Below are 17610 nucleotides of genomic sequence, written 5' to 3'. Positions count from 1 at the left end.
TCTCCAGTCGGCGGGTTGTAAGGACGTCCCGTCGGCTGGAGGGGACCGGTCGATTCTCCCTGATCGAAGGCCGCTGCGGTAGCGCCAGAAGGAATTCGCCGCTCAGGGCAGCTGCATGCGTACCCGGGCAAAGCGGCGCAGGTCGTGCAGGACGCCACGCTTGTAGACCGCACAGCGGTCAATGCCCTCTTCCTGGAAACCGTTCTTTTCCAGCACCCGGGCCGAACCGAGGTTGAAATCGACCACCGTGGCCTGCAGCCTGAACAGGCGCAGTTCGTCCATCACCCAAGGGGCGAACAGACCGACCACGCGGGTCATCAGCCCCTGGCCCCAGTAGGCCTGGCCCAGCCAGTAGCCCAGCTCGGCCATGTGCGCGCGCTCGGCGCTGCCCTGCTGGGCACCGATGCTGCCGCAGGCCTGGCCGTCGATCTCGATGGCCAGGTTGAGCGTTCCGGGCGCCAGTACGCGGCCGGCCAGGAACGCCTCGCCATCCTCGCGGGTGTACGGGAACGGGAAGCGGTCGCGCAGGCCGCGCGAGACCTCGGCGTCATTGGCGTGGCGCAGCAACGAGTCCAGGTCGTCGCTGCACCACGGCCTCAGCACGAAGCCTTCGCCGTACAGGCGCTGCGCCGGGTCAGGCATGGCCGCCCACCGACGGCGACGCGGCTTCCTGCTTTTCCAGCTCGCGCTTCACCGCTTCCGGCGAACGCGTATAGGGCGCCAATCGCGCGTAGAACGCCGGCACCACGAACAGCGACAGGAACGTCGAGAGGGTCACGCCGAAGATGATCACGATGCCGATCGTGCCACGGCTGGCCGAACCCGGGCCACCGGCCACCACCAGCGGGACCGCGCCGACCACGGTGGCGATCGAAGTCATCAGGATCGGGCGCAGGCGCACCATCGCCGATTCGATGATCGCCTCGCGTACCGTGCGCCCGTCGTCACGCAGCTGGTTGGCGAATTCGACGATGAGGATGCCGTTCTTCGCGGCCAGGCCGACCAGCATGACGATGCCGATCTGGCTGAACAGGTTCACCGTACCCCCACTCACCCACAACCCGACCAGCGCGCCGAGCACGCCCAGCGGCACGGTCAGCATGATGGTCAGCGGATGGATGAAACTCTCGAACTGCGCAGCCAGCACCAGGTACACCACCAGCAGCGCCATGGCGAAGGTCAGCAGCACCGCGCCACCGGCGCTCTGGTACTCGCGCGACTCGCCCTTCCAGTTCACCTGCGCGTACTGCGGCAGTTCCTCGCGCGCTACGTTCTGCGCCCAGGCGATGGCCTCGCCGAGCGGATAGCCCGGCGCCAGGCCCGCGGTGATGGTGATCGAGCGCAGGCGGTTGAAGCGGTTCAGGGTGCCGGCCTCGGCCACTTCACTCAGCGTGACCAGGTTGGACAATGGCACCAGCTCGCCGGAGGTGGCGCGCACGCGGATCGCGGCCAGGTCGGCCGGGCTGGTGCGTCCATCGCGGCCGGCCTGCACCAGCACGTCGTACTCCTCGCCGTTGTCGACGAAGGTGGTGACGCGACGCGAGCCCATCATGGTTTCCAGCGCCGAACCGATCGCGGTAACCGGCACGCCGAGGTCGGCCGCACGCTGGCGGTCGATGTTCACCCGCATCTGCGGCCGGGTTTCCTTGTAGTCCGAGTCCGGGCCGACCAGGCCGGGATTGTCGGCCATGCGCAGCAGGATACGGTCACGCCACTGGGCGATTTCGGCGTATTCAGGCCCGCCCAGCACGATCTGGAACGGCTGCCCGCCACTGCGCACCAGGCCCCCGCCCACCTGCGTACGCACGCGAACGCCGCGGATGGTGTCCAGCTCCTTCTGCAGTTCGTTGGCCACGTCCGGCGTGCCTTCGCTGCGCTGCCGCCAGGGCTGCAGGAAGATGCTCACACGGCCGGTGTGCATTTCCTCACTGGCGCCCCAACCACCGGGTACGCGCGGGTTGGCGCGCACGATCGGCTTGTCCGCGCCCACGTGCGGGGCCAGCATGGCTTCCACCTGCTGCACCTGCTGCACGGTGTAGTCGTAGCCGGCGCCTTCCGGGCCATCGATCATGATCTGGAACGAACCCCGGTCTTCGGCCGGGGCCAGTTCCGAGGGCAACAGCTTGAGCAGGCCCCAGCTGGCGGCCAGCGCGGCCACCATCACCAGCAGGTAGATCCAGGTGCGGTCGACGTGGTGGTCCAGCACACGGCCATAGGCGCCGGCCAGGCGCTCCAGGTTGCGGTTGACGAAGCCATGCAGGCCGCGCGGCGCCTGCCCGGTGTGCGGCTTGAGCAGCTTGGAGGCCATCATCGGCGTCAGCGTCAGCGCGACGAAGGCGGACAACGCCACCGCCGCCGCCAGCGCCACCGCCAGTTCACGGAACAGGCGCCCGGTGTTGCCTTCCAGGAAGCCCACCGGCAGGAACACCGCCACCAGCACGGCGGTGGTGGCGATCACCGCGAAGGCGACCTGCGCGGTACCGCGCTTGGAGGCGACCAGCGGTGGCTCCCCCAGGTCGATGCGGCGCTGCACGTTCTCCACCACCACGATCGCATCGTCCACCACCAGGCCGATGCACAGCACCAGGGCAAGCAGGGTCAGCAGGTTGATCGAGAAATCGAACGCGTACAGCGCGATGAAGGCGGCCACCAGGCAGACCGGCACCGTCACCGCAGGAATCAGTGCGGCGCGGAAGCTGCCGAGGAACAGCCAGATCACCGCCAGCACCAGGATCATCGCCTCGACCAGCGTGGCGTAGACGCGGTCCACCGCTGCCTCGATGAAAGTGGTGTTGTCGAAGGCGACGAAGATCTGCGTGCCCTTGGGCAGCGTCAACGCAACCCGCTCGGCTTCCGCGCGCGCCACACGTGCCACGTCCAGCGAGTTGGCGGTGGAGGTCTTGACGATGCCCAGGCCGATGCCCGGCTCGCCGTTGCTGCGGTAGTAGGCGCGGCGCTCGGCCGAGGCCAGCTCGATCTTCGCCACGTCGCCCATGCGCACCACATAACCGTCGCGGCCCTTGCCCAGCGGGATGGTCGCGAAGTCTTCCGGCTTGATGTAGTTGCGCTCCACGCGCAGGGTGAAATCACGGTCGGTCGATTCGATGCGACCGGCCGGCAGTTCCACGTTCTCGTTGCGCAGCGCGGTTTCCACGTCGCCGGTGGTCAGGCCGCGCGCGGCCAGCTGGTCGCGGTCCAGCCAGATACGCATCGCGTAGCGCTGGCGGCCACCGATGCGGACCTGGGCCACGCCATCGAGGCTGGAGAAGCGATCGACCACGTAGCGATCGGCGTAGTCGCTGAGTTCCAGCGTGTCCATGGTCGAAGAGACCATGTTGAACCAGATGATCGGGTCGGCATCGCTTTCGACCTTGGCAATTTCCGGCGGGCGCGCTTCCTCCGGCATGCGGTCGGCGACGCGGCTGACTGCATCACGCACGTCGTTGGCCGCCGCTTCGATATCGCGGTTGGAGGTGAATTCGATGCTGACCTGCGAGCGACCGTTGGTGCTGCGCGCGTTGATCGTATCGATGCCTTCGATGCCGGCCAGCGCATCTTCCAGCACCTGGGTGATTCGGCTTTCGATGACCGCCGCCGAAGCGCCGGTGTAGTCCACCGAGACCGAGACGATCGGCGGATCGATGGCTGGCAGCTCGCGTAGGGTCAGGCGGGTGAAGGACATCACGCCCAGCACCAGCAGCAACAGGCTCATCACCACGGCGAACACCGGCCGCTGGATGGAGATGTCGGACAGCTTCATCCGCCGTGGCCCTCGGCGGCGACCGGCGCCGGCGCGTCAGCCGGCTTGGCACCGCTGGCCGGTGCGGCGTCCTTGGCGGCGACCTTCAGGCCCGGGCGCAGCTTGCCGGTGCCATCCACCACGATGCGCTGCCCGGCCTCCAGGCCCTGCTTGATCTCGACCACGCCGGCACGGCGTGCGCCGGTGACCACGTCCACCCGTTCGACGCTGTCGTCGGCCTTGATGCGGTAGACGAAGGTATCGCGGCCGACCTGCACCACGGCGATTTCCGGCACCACCAGCGCCGCGCGTTCGGGGTGGAACAGGCGCACGTCCAGCAGCATGCCCGGGCGCAGTGCGTGGTCGCCGTTGGCGAAATCAGCGCGCACGGTCACCGCGCGGGTGGCCGGGTCGATGCGCGCATCGATGGTGCTGACCACACCCTCGAAGGTACGGCCGGGCCAGGCCACGCTGGTGGCGCTGACCTTGTCACCCACGCCCAGCGCGGCCAGTTCCACTTCCGGCACCTGGAAATCGATATGCATGTGTTCGATGTCGTCGAGCGTGGCGATCACCGTGGTCGGCGTCAGCAGTGTGCCCGGGCTGACCTGGCGGATGCCGAGCACGCCAGCGAACGGCGCGCGCACGCGACGGTCACCGATGTCCGATTGCATCTGCGCCACGCGCGCTTCGGCGGCATCGCGGATCGACTTCTGCGTATCCAGCGTGGCGCTGGACACCAGGCGCTGCGTGGCCAGTTCGCGCTGGCGCTTGTACAGCTGGTCGGCCTCATGGAAGGTGGCCTGCGCCTGCACCAGCGCCGCTTCCTGGGCCTGCCCACGCAGGGTCACGATCGGCGCACCGGCGGCGATGTGCTGGCCGCTTTCGAAGTGCACCTTCTCGACGATTTCGCTGACCTTGGCGGTCACGCTGATCGACTCGCGTGCCTTGGCCGTGCCCAGCGCCTGCAGGGTGTCGTTCCACTGCGTGGGCTGCACCACCTGCGCGGTCACCGGCACCGCTTCGCCCTGCCGACGCGCGGCGGCCTCCTGCTTGCCTGCGCACCCGGCCAGCACGGCCAGGCTGAGGCCAAGGGCCAGGGTCGAAGCGATACGAGCCAACATGAACGGTCCTGATTGATCCACGGCCGCCGAGTGTAGGCAAGCGCCTGCAAAAGCGGTATGTGCCAAGCGTTTACCGGCGTGGAACCAGGGCCGCGATAGCGCCTTGAACCCGTTCCGTGCAAGGCTGCCGCGGGCAGTGTCGGCATGTGTCGGGGTGTATCCAGCCGCGCCTGCAGCGCCGGGGATTGCCCGGCGCTACCGGTGACACGAAGGGATCAATACCGGTAATTCACCTTCATCCACACGCTGCGCCCCGGCTCATTGATGCGCACCGGGTCGGCCGGGAAGCCGAAGTCGGCACTGCCGGCCAGGTTCAGGTGCTCGCTGTAGGCCCGGTCGAACAGATTGTCGACACCCGCGCTGAGCTGCAGCTGCGAACTGAAACGGTAGGCGGCATTGAGCGCGAACGTGGCGAAGCCGGCGCTCGGTCCGAGATCCTGGGCGACGACGTTGCCCTGGCCATCTGCGACACGGTGCTGGTGGGTCACCGCGCGCAGCAGCGCACCGGCACTCCAGCGCTGGCCTTCCCAGTTCGCGCTCAAACGCGCTTCCAGTGGCGGCATCTGTGGCAGTGGACGCTGCTGGTCGCGGTTCTCGCCCCAGGCGTAGGCCAGCGTGCCACCCAGTTTCCACTGTTCGGCCACGCTCACTTCCAGCCCCGCCTCGGCGCCGGCAATGCGTGCGTCGACGTTGCTGGCCTGGCTCATGCCCATCATGCCGCTGCCGTGGTAGGTGAACAGGATGTAGTCCTGGATCTGCCCAGCATACGCAGAGACCCAGGCCTGCACGCGCGGCCCCTTGTACTGCAGGCCGACGTCGAGCTGGGTGGTGCGCTCGGGCTGGATGCCGGCAAACGCGTTCAGCGCGCCAGCCGGGCCATGGTCGGGCGAGAACAGCTCCCAGTAGTCGGGCATGCGCTCACTGCGACCGAGGCCGGCATACCAGGTCAGGCCATCGGCCAGGTCCTGTTCGTAGCGCAGGAAACCGCTGCCCAGCCATTCCTTCCGGCGCTGGCCCGCGGTCGGATTGGGCATGCTGCCCATCATCCCGCGGATCGACTGCCGCTCGTCACGCACGCTGGCGCGATCGATGCGCAGGCCAGTGATCCAGCGCTGGTCGGTGCCGGCACCGAGGGTCATCTCGGTAAACACGCCATAGCGGCGGAAGTTGGCATCGGTCTCCCAGGCGGCCTGGCGGTAGGTGTCGCGGCCCATGCCCATGCGACCGCGATGGCGGCTGTCTTCGCCATCCACACCGGCCACCAGCTGCACGTCCTGCCAGCGCCATTCGGAACTGACCCGGCCGCCCTGTGTACGGCGGTCCACGTTGGAGGCCATCGGCATCGGCATCATGCTGTGCGGATTCGGCGTGCGCAGCGTGTAGTTGTCCATCACGTGGTCGGCCTCGTTGTAGTACACGTTGGCCTGCACCGTGTCCCACGCGCCGGGCAGGTTGCGTTTCTCGAAGCGCGCGGCATAGCTGGTGCGTTCGAAGGCCGCGCCGTCCATGCCTCGCCCGGCGTAGCGCGCGATCGCATCACCGGCACCGGCGGAGATCTCCAGCAGCGTGTCGGCATCCGGTGTCCAGCCGATGGCCACGTCGCCGTTCCACTTGCGCCACTTCGACGGCACCACATCACCGTGGCCATCCTTGTAGTCGTCGGCTTCGGAACGGTTGCCACTGGCGCGCACGTAACCGGTCGGGTTGCCCAGGGTCAGGTCCAGCACCTGGTCGTTGCGGTTGCGCGAACCGACCAGCGCACTGGCATCGGCGCGCAGGCCCGGTTCCTCGAAGCGCGGCGTATCGCGTTCGAAGCGCACGGTGCCAGCCGAGGCACCCGCGCCCCAGCGCACGCTCTGCGGCCCCTTGATGATGGTCAGCCGGTCGAAGCTTTCCGGGGCGATGTAGGACAGCGGATTGTCCATGCGCGACGGGCAGGCACCGATCAGGTTGCCGTCGTTGCTGAGGATGTTCAGGCGCGAACCGAACATGCCGCGCAGCACCGGGTCGCCGTTGGTGCCACCGTTGCGGATGGCCGAGAAGCCGGGAACGGTCTTCAGGTAATCGGCACCGTCGCTGGCCGGTACCGGCTGCCGCGGCAGGCGCGGATCGGTCACCCAGTGCAGTGGTGAAGACGGTGCGGCGGCGGTCACCACCATCGTGTCGAGGGTGCGCGCCTCGTCGGCGGGCGCGGCGTGGGCCAGTGACGCGGCCACGGCCAGGCCAAGGGCAACCGGCAGGCGCGCATAGGCGCCCGCGGGGCGGGAAGTCATTTTCATCGGAACAGCTCCAGGGTACGCACGCGCGCACGGCGCCCGGTCAGGCGTCGTGCGGCAGATTCGATAAGGACATCAGCGGACGGTGGAGAGGCGCGGCGGCCCACGCGCGGCATGTGCCGGCCAGCGCGCGGCGGGCAGCACGCGTTGCGACCACGGGAACGCCAGCCGCGGCCGCCACAGCAGCGGCAACAGTAGCACCAGCACCGCCAGCCACGGCAGCAGGCGCATGGCAAGCACGCAGTATTCGCAGGCTTCGCCATGCATGGCGTGCGGGTCGGCCGGTCGGCTGGGCGTTGCCGACGCTGCGCTGTCGTGATCGTGCCCGGGCATGGCCATGTCCTGCATGTCATGGCCCATTGCGGCGTGGTCCATGCCCACCATTGCCGCATGATCCATCGGCTGTGCCTGCAGCGCGCGGCTGACCAGTGGCGCAAGCACCATCAGCAGCGTCGCCAGGACGGCGAGCTGGAGCAGGAGGCGGTGCGGGCGGGACAGGCGAGTCACCCCGCTAGTGTAGAGCCGGGTCCAGGGTTACCCGTGCGACGAACCGTCGCAGGAGGGGGTTATCGGCAGGGCTGCGCCCTGCACCCGCCGAATCCACATCAACATCAACGTCAGAAGCGGGCAGTCCGTGGGATGGCGGGGTGGGTCCGGTTGCGGGAGACGCCGTAAACCCCCAGGCCGGCCCAGCCGCTGGCGGCTGTGCGTTCGGGCGCTTGCGAAGCAGTGCTTCGCAAGCAAAGCGCCCTCACCCATGGGGGCTTGGCCGCGGCATCCATGCCGCGGACACTCCCGCAACCGGACCCACCCCGCCTTCGACAGATTCCCGCGATCTGCAGTAGATCCACGCCATGCGTGGATGAATCTCCATCGGAATCGAATATTTCGAATTGGAATCGAAAAGCATCCACGCATGGCGTGGATCCACCGTGTCGACCAAGGTCGACACCCACCGACAGCCGTAGAAATCTGTCAGAGGTGGGGCGGTGTCGGAGTGCGGGGTGTCCGCGGCATGGATGCCGCGGCCAAGCCCCCATGGATGGGTTTACGGCGTCCCCGCACTCCGACACCGCCCCGCCATCCCATGGAACGCCGCTTCTGCTGTTGCTGTTGAGGTTGCCGGCCAGCGGCCGGCACTACCGCGGGTGCAGGGCTGCAAGCCCTGCTCGACCCACCTCACACCGTGATGGTCTGGGTCAGTGACTCCCAGGTCGGGGGAACCGGCCACGCCGCAGCCTGGTTGCCATCCAGCACACGACGCAGATCGCGCGGATCGATCTGCGGTGCCAATACGTGCACCAGCTCCAGCGCGTAATCGCGCAATACGCGGTCGCGCGGCAGCACCGCCCACGCGATGCACTCGGTGATCGGCGCCGGGGCTGGCCACGAGCGCAGGTCCTCATCGTTGGAACTGACCGCCATCTCGGCCAGCAGCCCCACGCCCAGCCCGGTACGCACGTAGGTCTTGATCAGATCGGCATCCAGCGCGGTCAGCGCCAGGTCGGGCACCAGGCCGTGGGCAGCAAAGGCACGCTGCAATGAGGAATTCGGCCGCGTCGAGGATTCGTAGCTGATCAGTGGTTGCCGGGCCAGCGCCGCCAGGTCCGGCGCGCGGCCGGCGCGGTCCAGCGGGTGGCCCTTGGGCACCACCACCAGACGCCGCCAGCGGAACAACGGCACGGCGATGCCATCGGTCGGCTCACCACCGGCCGTGCTGATGATGGCGATATCGGCGTCACCCTGGTTCAAGCGGTCCAGCGCATCGGCTTCACCGGCCTGCTGCAGGTGCACGCTGACCTGCGGGTACGCCTGCTTGATCGCCGCCACCGCCGGCGGCAGCACGAAGCGCGCCTGGGTGTGGGTGGTGGTCAGAATCAGCTGGCCCTGGCTCTCGCGGCGCTGGTTGGCGGCATAGGTGCGGATGTTGTTGGCCTCGGCCAGCACCGCGCGGGCGCGGGCGATGACCTCGGTACCGGCCGGGGTGACCGATTCCAGGCTGCGCCCCTTGCGCACGAACAACAGGAAGCCGAGCTCGTCCTCCAGCTGCTTGAGCTGCTTGGACAGGCCCGGCTGGGTGGCGTGCACGCGCGAGGCGGCCAGCGTGATGTTCAGCTCGGCGTCGGCGATGGCAACCAGATAGCGCAGCTGGGTCAGCGTCATGGGAGGCGGGGGCGCAAGGGGCGGAGGTCCACTCTAGGGTCTATTGCCGTCACCAGCTTATAACCAAAGGTTGTTTAAGAAAGGCATCTGGTCATTTCCGGGCGTCATATGCCGGCGCTACGGTCAGCCGGCAGCCGCTGGCCTGAACAGCCAGCCCTCCCCCTTCGCCCGCCGAAGCCCGGCGCGGCCCCGTTTCCGGAGCGCTTCCATGGCCCTGTACGACTCCATCCTCGATACCGTCGGCAACACCCCCATCGTCAAGCTGCAGCGCCTGGCGCCACCGCAGGTCAGCCTCTACGCCAAGGTCGAGTCGTTCAACCCGGGCGGCTCGGTGAAGGACCGCCTGGCGCTGGCGATCATCCTCGATGCCGAAGCACGTGGCCTGCTCAAGCCGGGCGATACGATCGTCGAGGCGACCTCCGGCAATACCGGCGTGGCGCTGGCAATGGTCGCCGCCGCGCGCGGCTACAAGTTCGTGGCCACCATGGTCGAGACCTTCTCGGTGGAACGCCGCAAGCTGATGCGCGCCTATGGCGCCAAGGTGATCCTGACCCCGGCCGCCGAACGCGGCAGCGGCATGGTACGCAGGGCGCGCGAACTGGCCGAAGAACATGGCTGGTTCCTCGCCAGCCAGTTCGCCAACCCGGCCAACCCGGCGTATCACCGCAACACCACCGCCGCCGAGATCCTGCGCGACTTCGCCGGCAAGCGGCTGGACTACTTCGTAAGCGGCTGGGGCACCGGTGGCACGCTCACCGGTGTGGGCGAAGTGCTGAAGGTCGCGCGCCCGCAGACCCGCATCATTGCCACCGAACCGGCCGGCGCCGCTCTGCTCAAGGGCGATGACTGGAAGCCGCACAAGATCCAGGGCTGGACGCCGGACTTCGTGCCCGACGTGCTCAACCGCGATGTGGTGGACGAACTGGTGTCGGTCGAAGATGACCGCGCGATCGCCACCGCGCGCCGCCTGGCCGCCGAGGAAGGCATCTTCGTCGGTATCTCTGCCGGCGCCACCGTAGCCAGCGCGCTGGATGTGGCCGCGCGTGCCGAACCGGGCTCGGTGATCCTGGCCATGCTGCCGGACACCGGTGAACGCTACTTCTCCACGCCGCTGTTCGCCGATGTGAACGAAGGGTCTGACGACGACTGGCTGGCCGGGCTGCCGTGACGCATACCGCCGGGCGCGGCCCGGCGTTGCCACCCGTCACAAACCCCACCTGCTTCAGCCTGCGTGAAGGCGCCGCCCGCCATCGTGCGTGAAGGCCGTCGGATCGCAGCGCGTGAGACGGTCATGACGCAGTATCGATGCCCTGTCCCCTACCGTGGGAACAGCCGGCGCAGATGCTGCGCGGATCACCTCACAGGCAGGAGACGGACGCATGAAGATCGAAGTTTGGCAGGGCGACATCACGACCCTGGCGGTGGATGCGATCGTCAACGCGGCCAATGAAACATTGCTCGGTGGCGGCGGTGTCGACGGTGCGATCCATCGCGCGGCCGGCCCGGCACTGCTGGCCGAATGCGAACAGTTGCCGGAGCTTCGCCCGGGCGTGCGTTGCCCGACCGGCGAAGTGCGCGCCACCGGCGCCTACGCATTGCCGGCGCGGCATGTGCTGCACACGGTGGGACCGGTCTGGCACGACGGCCAGCGTGACGAACCGGCGCTGCTGGCCAACTGCTACTGGAAGTCGTTGCAGCTGGCGGAGTCGCTGGGCGTGCAGTCGATCGCGTTCCCGGCGATCAGCTGCGGTGTGTACGGCTATCCGCTGTACCAGGCCGCGCAGATTGCGGTGACCGAAACGCTGGCGTGGCAGCGCAGCCATGCACAGCCGATGCGCATCGTGCTGGTTGCGTTCAATACCGCCACCGCCAAGGCCTACCAGCAGGCACTGGCAGCCGCCGGGCAGAGCATGGAGAGCGAAGCGCGCAGCCCGCTGCTGCCGCCACTGGGCGATACAGGCTTCGCCGCCGCACACTGAGCCACACTATTTCGCGGAAAGGAAAAGGCCGGGCATTGCCCGGCCTTTTCCGTTGCATCGTCGATGTCATCCACACAGGGTGTGGATCTGCCTCAGCGGCTCGCCGCTTCCACTGCAGCGTCATCGTCGGCGACGGCCGCCGCGTCGGCAGCGGCACGTGCCGCCGAGGCAGCGGCGCCCTCGGCGCTTGCCCCATCCACCTGCACGCGCACTTCCACCAGGCCGGCGCCGTTGTTCAGGCTGGTCACGTCAACGGTGTAGTGGCCGGCCGGCAGCGTTTCCTGCAGGCGCGCGTTGGTGCCATTGCCACCATCGTCGTCGGACAGCTCGACATTGGCGCCAACCACGCGCAGCACGGTGTCGACCTGGCTGGAGATCGCATCCAGGCGCACATCGGCCGCACGGTCCAGGGTCAGCAGGAAGCGGCGGCGACCTTCGCTGTCGAGCATGGTGTACACGCTGCCCGAGGTCGGCAGTGGCGTGCCATCGCGCTCGACCAGATTGCCCGGCAGTTCGATGCGGGTGGCCGACAGGGTAAACATGCCATTGACGCCGTCACCGAGGCCGCGCGCGCTCAGGGTGTACTTGCCCGGCTTCAGCGACAGGCTCAGGCGCGAGTTGGTGCTGTCACCGCCATCGTCGTTCTCGGCATCCACGCCCTGGCCGGACACCTTCAGCACCGGATCGAAGACATCCGACACCAGCCGGATCTCGTACAGGCCTTCCTTCTCCACCTGCAGGGTGTAGTCCTGCGAGTCACTGGCCAGCATGTCGACGATTTCGCCACTACCCACCAGCGGCTTGCCGTCATACGGCTTCAGCTTCTCGGCACGCAGGCGGTACGGACCGAAAGCGGACGGGCCATCGGCATTGACCGCCACCTGGTAAGTGCCGCCACCATTGGCGCGGAATGCCAGCGAGACGTCGCCTTCGCGCTCGTAGACGGTAGTGCTGGTGGATACCAGGCTGCCGTTGTTGAACACGGCGATCGAACCACTGAGCCTGCCGGTCAGCTTCAGGCCAACCAGGTCGTTGTCGTCCAGCTTGATCTGGTAAAGCTGGTGATGGCTGCCGTCGTTGAAGTTGATGCCGCTGCGCGTGGTGATCTCGCCGGACACCGGCTTGTCGAATTCGAGCGACGCGGCCTTGCCCGCATCCATGCCCGCACCGATGCGGTTGCAACCGCCGGCGACCAGGACCGCGGCAACGGTCAGTGTAAGTGCTGCCAAACGCATGTTGTTTCTCCTTGGCCTTCCATGTCATTCCCACGTACCGGCCGGGTACGCGGGGGCGGAAAAGATACCCGCAAAAGCAAACGCCGGCATGATGCCGGCGTTGCCTTGTTCATCCAGCGATGGAACCGATCAGCCGTTCCACTTGCCCAGCGCGGCCAGGCCGTTGTCCTTGGCGCGCTCGTACACGGTCTTCTGGGCAGCAGCGTAGTTGCCCTTCATGTCCTTGGCCCACAGCTTCAGTGCGGCCTGCTGCATGGCGCGGCCGTAGGAGAAGCTCAGCGGCCACGGCAGGTTGCCCAGCTGGTTCATCGCGTTCAGGTGCTCGGTGGACTGCTCGTCGCTCTGGCCACCGGACAGGAACACCACGCCCGGCAGGATCGCCGGCACGGTGCTCTTCAGGCACATCACGGTCGACTCGGCCACTTCCTCGACGTCGGCCTGCTCGTCGCAGCCCTTGCCGGAGATGACCATCGATGCCTTCAGGATGGTGCCTTCCAGCAGCACGTTCTGCTGGTACAACGCGTCGAACAGCGAGCGCAGGGTGGCTTCGGTGACTTCGTAGCAGGTCTCGATGTCGTGGTCGCCGTCCATGATCACTTCCGGCTCGACCATCGGCACCAGGCCGCATTCCTGGCACAGGGCGGCATAACGGGCCAGCGCGTGGGCGTTGGACTCGATGCAGGTGCCCGACGGGATGCTCTCACCAATGTTGATGACCGCACGCCACTTGGCGAAGCGCGCACCCAGCTTGTAGTACTCCTGCAGGCGCTCGCGCAGGCCGTCCAGGCCTTCGGTCACCAGCTCGCCCGGGCAGCCGGCCAGCGGGTGCGCACCCTTGTCCACCTTGATGCCCGGAATCATGCCGTGGTCGGCCATGTACTTGGCGAACGGCACGCCGTCCTTGGTCGACTGGCGGATGGTTTCGTCGTACAGGATGGCGCCGGAAATGTGCTCGTTGAGCTTCGGCGTGGTCAGCAGCAGTTCGCGGTAGGCGCGACGGTTCTCCTCGGTGTTCTCGATACCGACGCCAGCGAAACGCTTGGCGATGGTAGCGGTGGATTCGTCGATCGCGATGATGCCCTTGCCCGGGGCAACCATGGCCTGGGCGGTTTCAGCCAGCTGTTCGATGCTCATGTACTTCCTGTGGCGGGTGCGGGAAAAACGTAAGTATAGCCCCGCCACCCGTTGCCTCGACGTCGAGGCCAGGATGGAAACGATTCCAATGTCCGCACAGGACAGACGTTGACCTGCCACGACCGGGCCAGAGCCACGTTGGCGTCCGGCCCCGGGGCCGGACCGGCGCAGGGTTCCGGCCCGATGCAGTCCGTCTCTTACAGATCGCCCAGGCCGCTGGCGCGGCCGTCCTCGCCCACTTCCAGCAGGCGCAGGGTGTTGGTCGCACCCAGGGTTTCCATGTGCTCGCCACTGGTGAACACCACGCGGTCACCGGCCTGCAGCAGTTCTGATTCCACCAGCAGGCGGATGCTGCCGCGTGCGGCTTCGCGCGGGGTCAGGCCGCGGCTGTCGAAATTGATCGGATAGACATCGCGCATCAGCGCCATCTGGCGACGGGCGCCGTCGTGGCGGGTGACCGCGAACACCGGTGCCTTGGCGCGGAAACGCGACAGGTAGCGCGCGGTACCGCCGGATTCGGTCATCGCCACGATCGCGCGCACGCCCACGTGCTGCGACAGGAACATGGTGGCCATGGCGATGGCCTGGTCGGCACGCTCCAGGTTGCGCGGCGAGGCGTTGAAGTCGGTCTCGGTCTGGAACTGGCGCTCGGCGCCCAGGCAGATGCGCGCCATCGCTTCCACTGCCTTGACCGGATAGGCACCGGCGGCGGTTTCGGCCGACAGCATCACCGCATCGGTACCATCGATGACCGAGTTGGCCACGTCCAGCACTTCGGCGCGGGTCGGGATCGGGCTTTCCACCATCGACTGCAGCATCTGCGTGGCGGTGATCACCACCTTGTTCTGCGCCAGCGAGGCCTTGATGATCTTCTTCTGCAGGCCGGGCAGTTCGGCGTCGCCGATCTCCACGCCCAGATCGCCACGCGCCACCATCACCACGTCGCTGGCTTCGACGATCTCTTCCAGGTTCTCGATGGCTTCGGTGCGCTCGATCTTGGACACCAGCGCGGCATAGCAGCCGTGCGATTCGGCGATCTCACGCGCATCATTCATGTCCTGCGCATTGCGGCAGAACGACACGGCGATGAAGTCCACGCCGATCTTGGCGACGATGCCGATCAGCTCCTTGTCGCGCTCGGTCAGTGCACCCAGCGACAGCCCGCCGCCCTGCTTGTTCAGGCCCTTGCGGTCGGACAGCGCGCCATCGTTGAGCACGGTATTGATGATGCGCTCGCCCTGCACTTCCACCACCTGCAGCTGCATCAGGCCGTCATCGAGCAGCAGCACGTCGCCCGGACCCACGTCCTGCGGCAGGCCCAGGTAGCTGACACCGACCTGGCTGGCACTGCCGGGGCCGGCGTTCTCGCTGGCGATCAGGTCGAAGCGGTCGCCCGCCTTCAGCTGCACCTTGCCTTCGGCGAAGCGCTCGATGCGGATCTTCGGGCCCGGCAGATCGGCCAGGATGCCCACTTCCACGCCGACGCGGGCCGCAGCGGCGCGCACTTCGGCGGCACGCTTGGCCTGGCCGGACGGATCGCCGTGACTGAAGTTCAGGCGCACCACGTTGACGCCGGCGCGGAACAGATCCTCCAGCACGCCCGGCGGATCAGTGGCCGGGCCGAGGGTGGCAAGGATCTTGGTGCGACGCTGACGCTCGAACATGGTGAAGGGGCCTCTCCCGATAAAGAACGGAAATTAGCACATCCTTCACGCCGCATGTATACGGTTACAGCCTTGTGCTGCCTGACTTCGCGGGTCATGGAACGGACATGGTCCGGACATACGCTGGCGCAGGGCGTTCTGAAGAGCCGAACCCGTGCCCGGCTCTACAGGGAGCTAGGCCAGCAGCGTTTCCAGCTGCGCCGGCTCACGGGCCAACTGGCCAGCGCCGGCCTCGGTGAGTTCCGCTTCGCCGCCAAAGCCCCACAGCACACCGACACTGCGCAGGCCGTGGTGACGCGCCCCTTCGATATCCATGCGGCGGTCGCCGATCATCCAGCACTGTGCGGGCTGCACCTGCAGCCGGCGCAGCGCCTCGCCGACCAGCTCCGGCTTGTGGCTGCGCGAGCCGTCCAGGGTCGAACCGATGATCTCCTCGAACAGCCCGCCGAATGGCAGGTGGGCAAGGATGCGGCGCGCATGCGGTTCGTTCTTGGCGGTGACCACCGCCATGCGGTGGCCACGACCATGCAGCGTGCGCAGGGTGTCTTCCACCTGCGGGTACACCGTGTGCTCGCGCCAGCCCTCGGCGTCGAAGCGTTCACGGTAGTAGCCCACCGCCTGTTCCACCCGCGCCGGTTCAACGAACAACGGCGCGAAGGTGGTGCGCAGCGACGGACCAATCCAGCCCAGCAGTGTCTCCTGCGGCGGTACCGGATGGTCCATCTTCTGCAGCGCGTAGGCGATGCAGGCGGTGATACCCACCTGCGAATCGATCAGCGTGCCGTCGAGGTCGAAGAACAGGACATCCCTGCTGCGGTCGGTGCTCATGCGCCGCGCGCGTCGAGGGCCGCCACGGCCGGCAGCGTCTTGCCTTCCAGGAACTCCAGGAACGCACCACCGCCGGTGGAGATGTAGCTGACATCGCCGGCGATATCGAACTTGTCGACGGCGGCCAGGGTGTCACCACCGCCGGCGATGGAGAACGCCTTCGAGCTGGCGATGGCGCGGGCCAGCGCTTCGGTACCCTTGCTGAAGGCTTCAAATTCGAACACACCGACCGGGCCGTTCCAGACCACGGTGCCGGCCTTCTCGATCAGCTGCGCGTACTGAGCCGCGGTCTGCGGGCCGATGTCCAGGATCAGATCGTCCTCGGCGACGGCGTCGACCGCCTTCACTTCCGCCGCGGCATCGGGCAGGAACTGCTTGGCGGTGACCACGTCGACCGGCAGCGGAATGTCGGCGCCGCGCGCCTTGGCATCGGCCACGATCTTCTTCGCGGTATCCAGCAGGTCCGGTTCGTACAGCGACTTGCCGACGTTGTAGCCGGCGGCGGCGATGAAGGTGTTGGCGATGCCACCACCGACGATCAGCTGATCGACCTTGCCGACCAGGTTGGCCAGCAGTTCCAGCTTGGTGCTGACCTTGCTGCCGGCGACGATGGCCAGCAACGGCTTGGCCGGCGCGCCCAGCGCCTGTGCCAGTGCGTCCAGTTCGGCCATCAGCAACGGGCCACCGGCGGCGACCGGAGCAAAGCGGATCACGCCATGGGTCGAGGCCTGGGCGCGGTGCGCGGTGCCGAACGCATCCATCACGAACACGTCGCACAGCGCGGCGTACTTCTTCGACAGGGCCTCGTCATCCTTGCCCTCGCCCACGTTCATGCGGCAGTTTTCCAGCAGCACCAGCTGGCCCGGCTGCACGTCGACACCGTCGACCCAGTCGCGCACCAGCGGCACTTCGCGGCCGAGCAGTTCGGACAGGCGTGCGGCGACCGGCGCCAGCGAATCGGCCTCGCTCCACACGCCTTCCTTCGGGCGCCCCAGGTGCGAGGTGACCATCACCGCCGCGCCCTGCTCCAGCGCGCGCTTGAGCGTCGGCAGCGAAGCGGTGATGCGCTGTTCGGAGGTGATGCGGCCATTCTCGATCGGCACGTTCAGATCCTGGCGGATCAGCACGCGCTTGCCGGAGAGGTCGAGGTCGGTCATGCGGACGATGGACATGGGCAACTCTTTGGCTCAGGGACGGGATGCCGGTCTACGGCAGACGGCCATTGTATCGGGTGCGGGTGGTGGGAGGGCCGATGCCTGCGGCAGGCAGAGGCGCAACAGCAACAGCAACAGCCAGAGCCAAAGCGCTGGCGCCTTGTGATGCTGTGGGTGGGCCGGGGCGGTGTGGGCTGGCAGGGGACGCCGTAAACCCCCCTCCGGGGTCCGGCCCAGCCGCTGGCGGCTGTGCGTTCGGGCGCTTGCGAAGCAGTGCTTCGCAAGCAAAGCGCCCTCACCCCTGGGGGCTTGGC

The 17610-nt window shown here is 67.5% G+C and carries 13 protein-coding genes; 2 read left to right on the top strand and 11 right to left on the bottom strand.

What is annotated here, in order from left to right; all coding sequences use genetic code 11:
* Nucleotides 1–102 precede the first annotated feature (102 nt).
* The 6 genes from SSKA14_RS06525 to SSKA14_RS06500 form a co-directional block, all read right to left on the bottom strand.
* Entirely contained in the window at nucleotides 103–642 is a 540-nt protein-coding gene (locus SSKA14_RS06525; RefSeq protein ID WP_008267490.1) for a GNAT family protein, read from the bottom strand.
* Nucleotides 635–3760: an efflux RND transporter permease subunit gene (locus tag SSKA14_RS06520; RefSeq protein ID WP_008268736.1), complete on the bottom strand. Its 3126-nt coding sequence runs from the start codon at nucleotides 3758–3760 to the stop codon at nucleotides 635–637. Before SSKA14_RS06520 ends, SSKA14_RS06525 begins: the two co-directional genes overlap by 8 nt.
* Nucleotides 3757–4863 carry an efflux RND transporter periplasmic adaptor subunit gene (locus SSKA14_RS06515; protein WP_008267359.1) on the bottom strand — a complete coding sequence of 369 codons (1107 nt, stop codon included), beginning with the start codon at nucleotides 4861–4863 and terminating at the stop codon, nucleotides 3757–3759. The genes SSKA14_RS06520 and SSKA14_RS06515 overlap by 4 nt, the downstream gene beginning before the upstream one ends.
* Before the next feature lie 215 nt (nucleotides 4864–5078).
* Nucleotides 5079–7142 (bottom strand): TonB-dependent copper receptor, encoded by a 2064-nt coding sequence (locus SSKA14_RS06510; protein WP_040007189.1) that lies wholly within the window; start codon nucleotides 7140–7142, stop codon nucleotides 5079–5081.
* Between the two features lie 72 nt (nucleotides 7143–7214).
* A complete protein-coding gene (locus SSKA14_RS06505) occupies nucleotides 7215–7646 on the bottom strand; it encodes a DUF2946 domain-containing protein (protein ID WP_040007188.1) in 432 nt (143 codons plus the stop codon).
* Between the two features lie 672 nt (nucleotides 7647–8318).
* Entirely contained in the window at nucleotides 8319–9302 is a 984-nt protein-coding gene (locus tag SSKA14_RS06500) for a LysR family transcriptional regulator (RefSeq protein WP_006465618.1), read from the bottom strand.
* Nucleotides 9303–9510: 208 nt separating this feature from the next.
* Here SSKA14_RS06500 and cysK point away from each other — a divergent pair, with 208 nt between their 5' ends.
* Entirely contained in the window at nucleotides 9511–10470 is a 960-nt protein-coding gene (gene cysK / locus SSKA14_RS06495; protein ID WP_008266373.1) for a cysteine synthase A, read from the top strand.
* A 211-nt stretch (nucleotides 10471–10681) separates the two neighbouring features.
* Nucleotides 10682–11281 carry an O-acetyl-ADP-ribose deacetylase gene (locus SSKA14_RS06490; protein WP_008268481.1) on the top strand — a complete coding sequence of 200 codons (600 nt, stop codon included), beginning with the start codon at nucleotides 10682–10684 and terminating at the stop codon, nucleotides 11279–11281.
* Between the two features lie 92 nt (nucleotides 11282–11373).
* On the opposite strand, the gene SSKA14_RS06485 is transcribed toward SSKA14_RS06490, so the two are convergent.
* From SSKA14_RS06485 to SSKA14_RS06465, 5 genes are all read right to left on the bottom strand, one after another.
* Nucleotides 11374–12516: a hypothetical protein gene (locus SSKA14_RS06485; protein ID WP_008264866.1), complete on the bottom strand. Its 1143-nt coding sequence runs from the start codon at nucleotides 12514–12516 to the stop codon at nucleotides 11374–11376.
* A gap of 129 nt (nucleotides 12517–12645) precedes the next feature.
* Nucleotides 12646–13650, bottom strand: coding sequence for a class I fructose-bisphosphate aldolase (locus SSKA14_RS06480; RefSeq protein ID WP_006465625.1), 1005 nt, complete (start codon nucleotides 13648–13650; stop codon nucleotides 12646–12648).
* 197 nt (nucleotides 13651–13847) lie between these two features.
* Complete coding sequence (gene pyk, locus SSKA14_RS06475; RefSeq protein ID WP_008265283.1) at nucleotides 13848–15314, bottom strand: pyruvate kinase; 1467 nt, start codon at nucleotides 15312–15314, stop codon at nucleotides 13848–13850.
* A gap of 174 nt (nucleotides 15315–15488) precedes the next feature.
* Nucleotides 15489–16142, bottom strand: coding sequence for an HAD hydrolase-like protein (locus tag SSKA14_RS06470; RefSeq protein WP_008268758.1), 654 nt, complete (start codon nucleotides 16140–16142; stop codon nucleotides 15489–15491).
* Nucleotides 16139–17314: a phosphoglycerate kinase gene (locus tag SSKA14_RS06465; protein WP_008264673.1), complete on the bottom strand. Its 1176-nt coding sequence runs from the start codon at nucleotides 17312–17314 to the stop codon at nucleotides 16139–16141. The genes SSKA14_RS06470 and SSKA14_RS06465 overlap by 4 nt, the downstream gene beginning before the upstream one ends.
* Nucleotides 17315–17610: the final 296 nt, after the last annotated feature.

This window comes from Stenotrophomonas sp. SKA14 (genome assembly GCF_000158575.1).
Lineage (GTDB): Bacteria > Pseudomonadota > Gammaproteobacteria > Xanthomonadales > Xanthomonadaceae > Stenotrophomonas > Stenotrophomonas forensis.
This window is presented reverse-complemented; position numbering and strand designations above follow the sequence as displayed.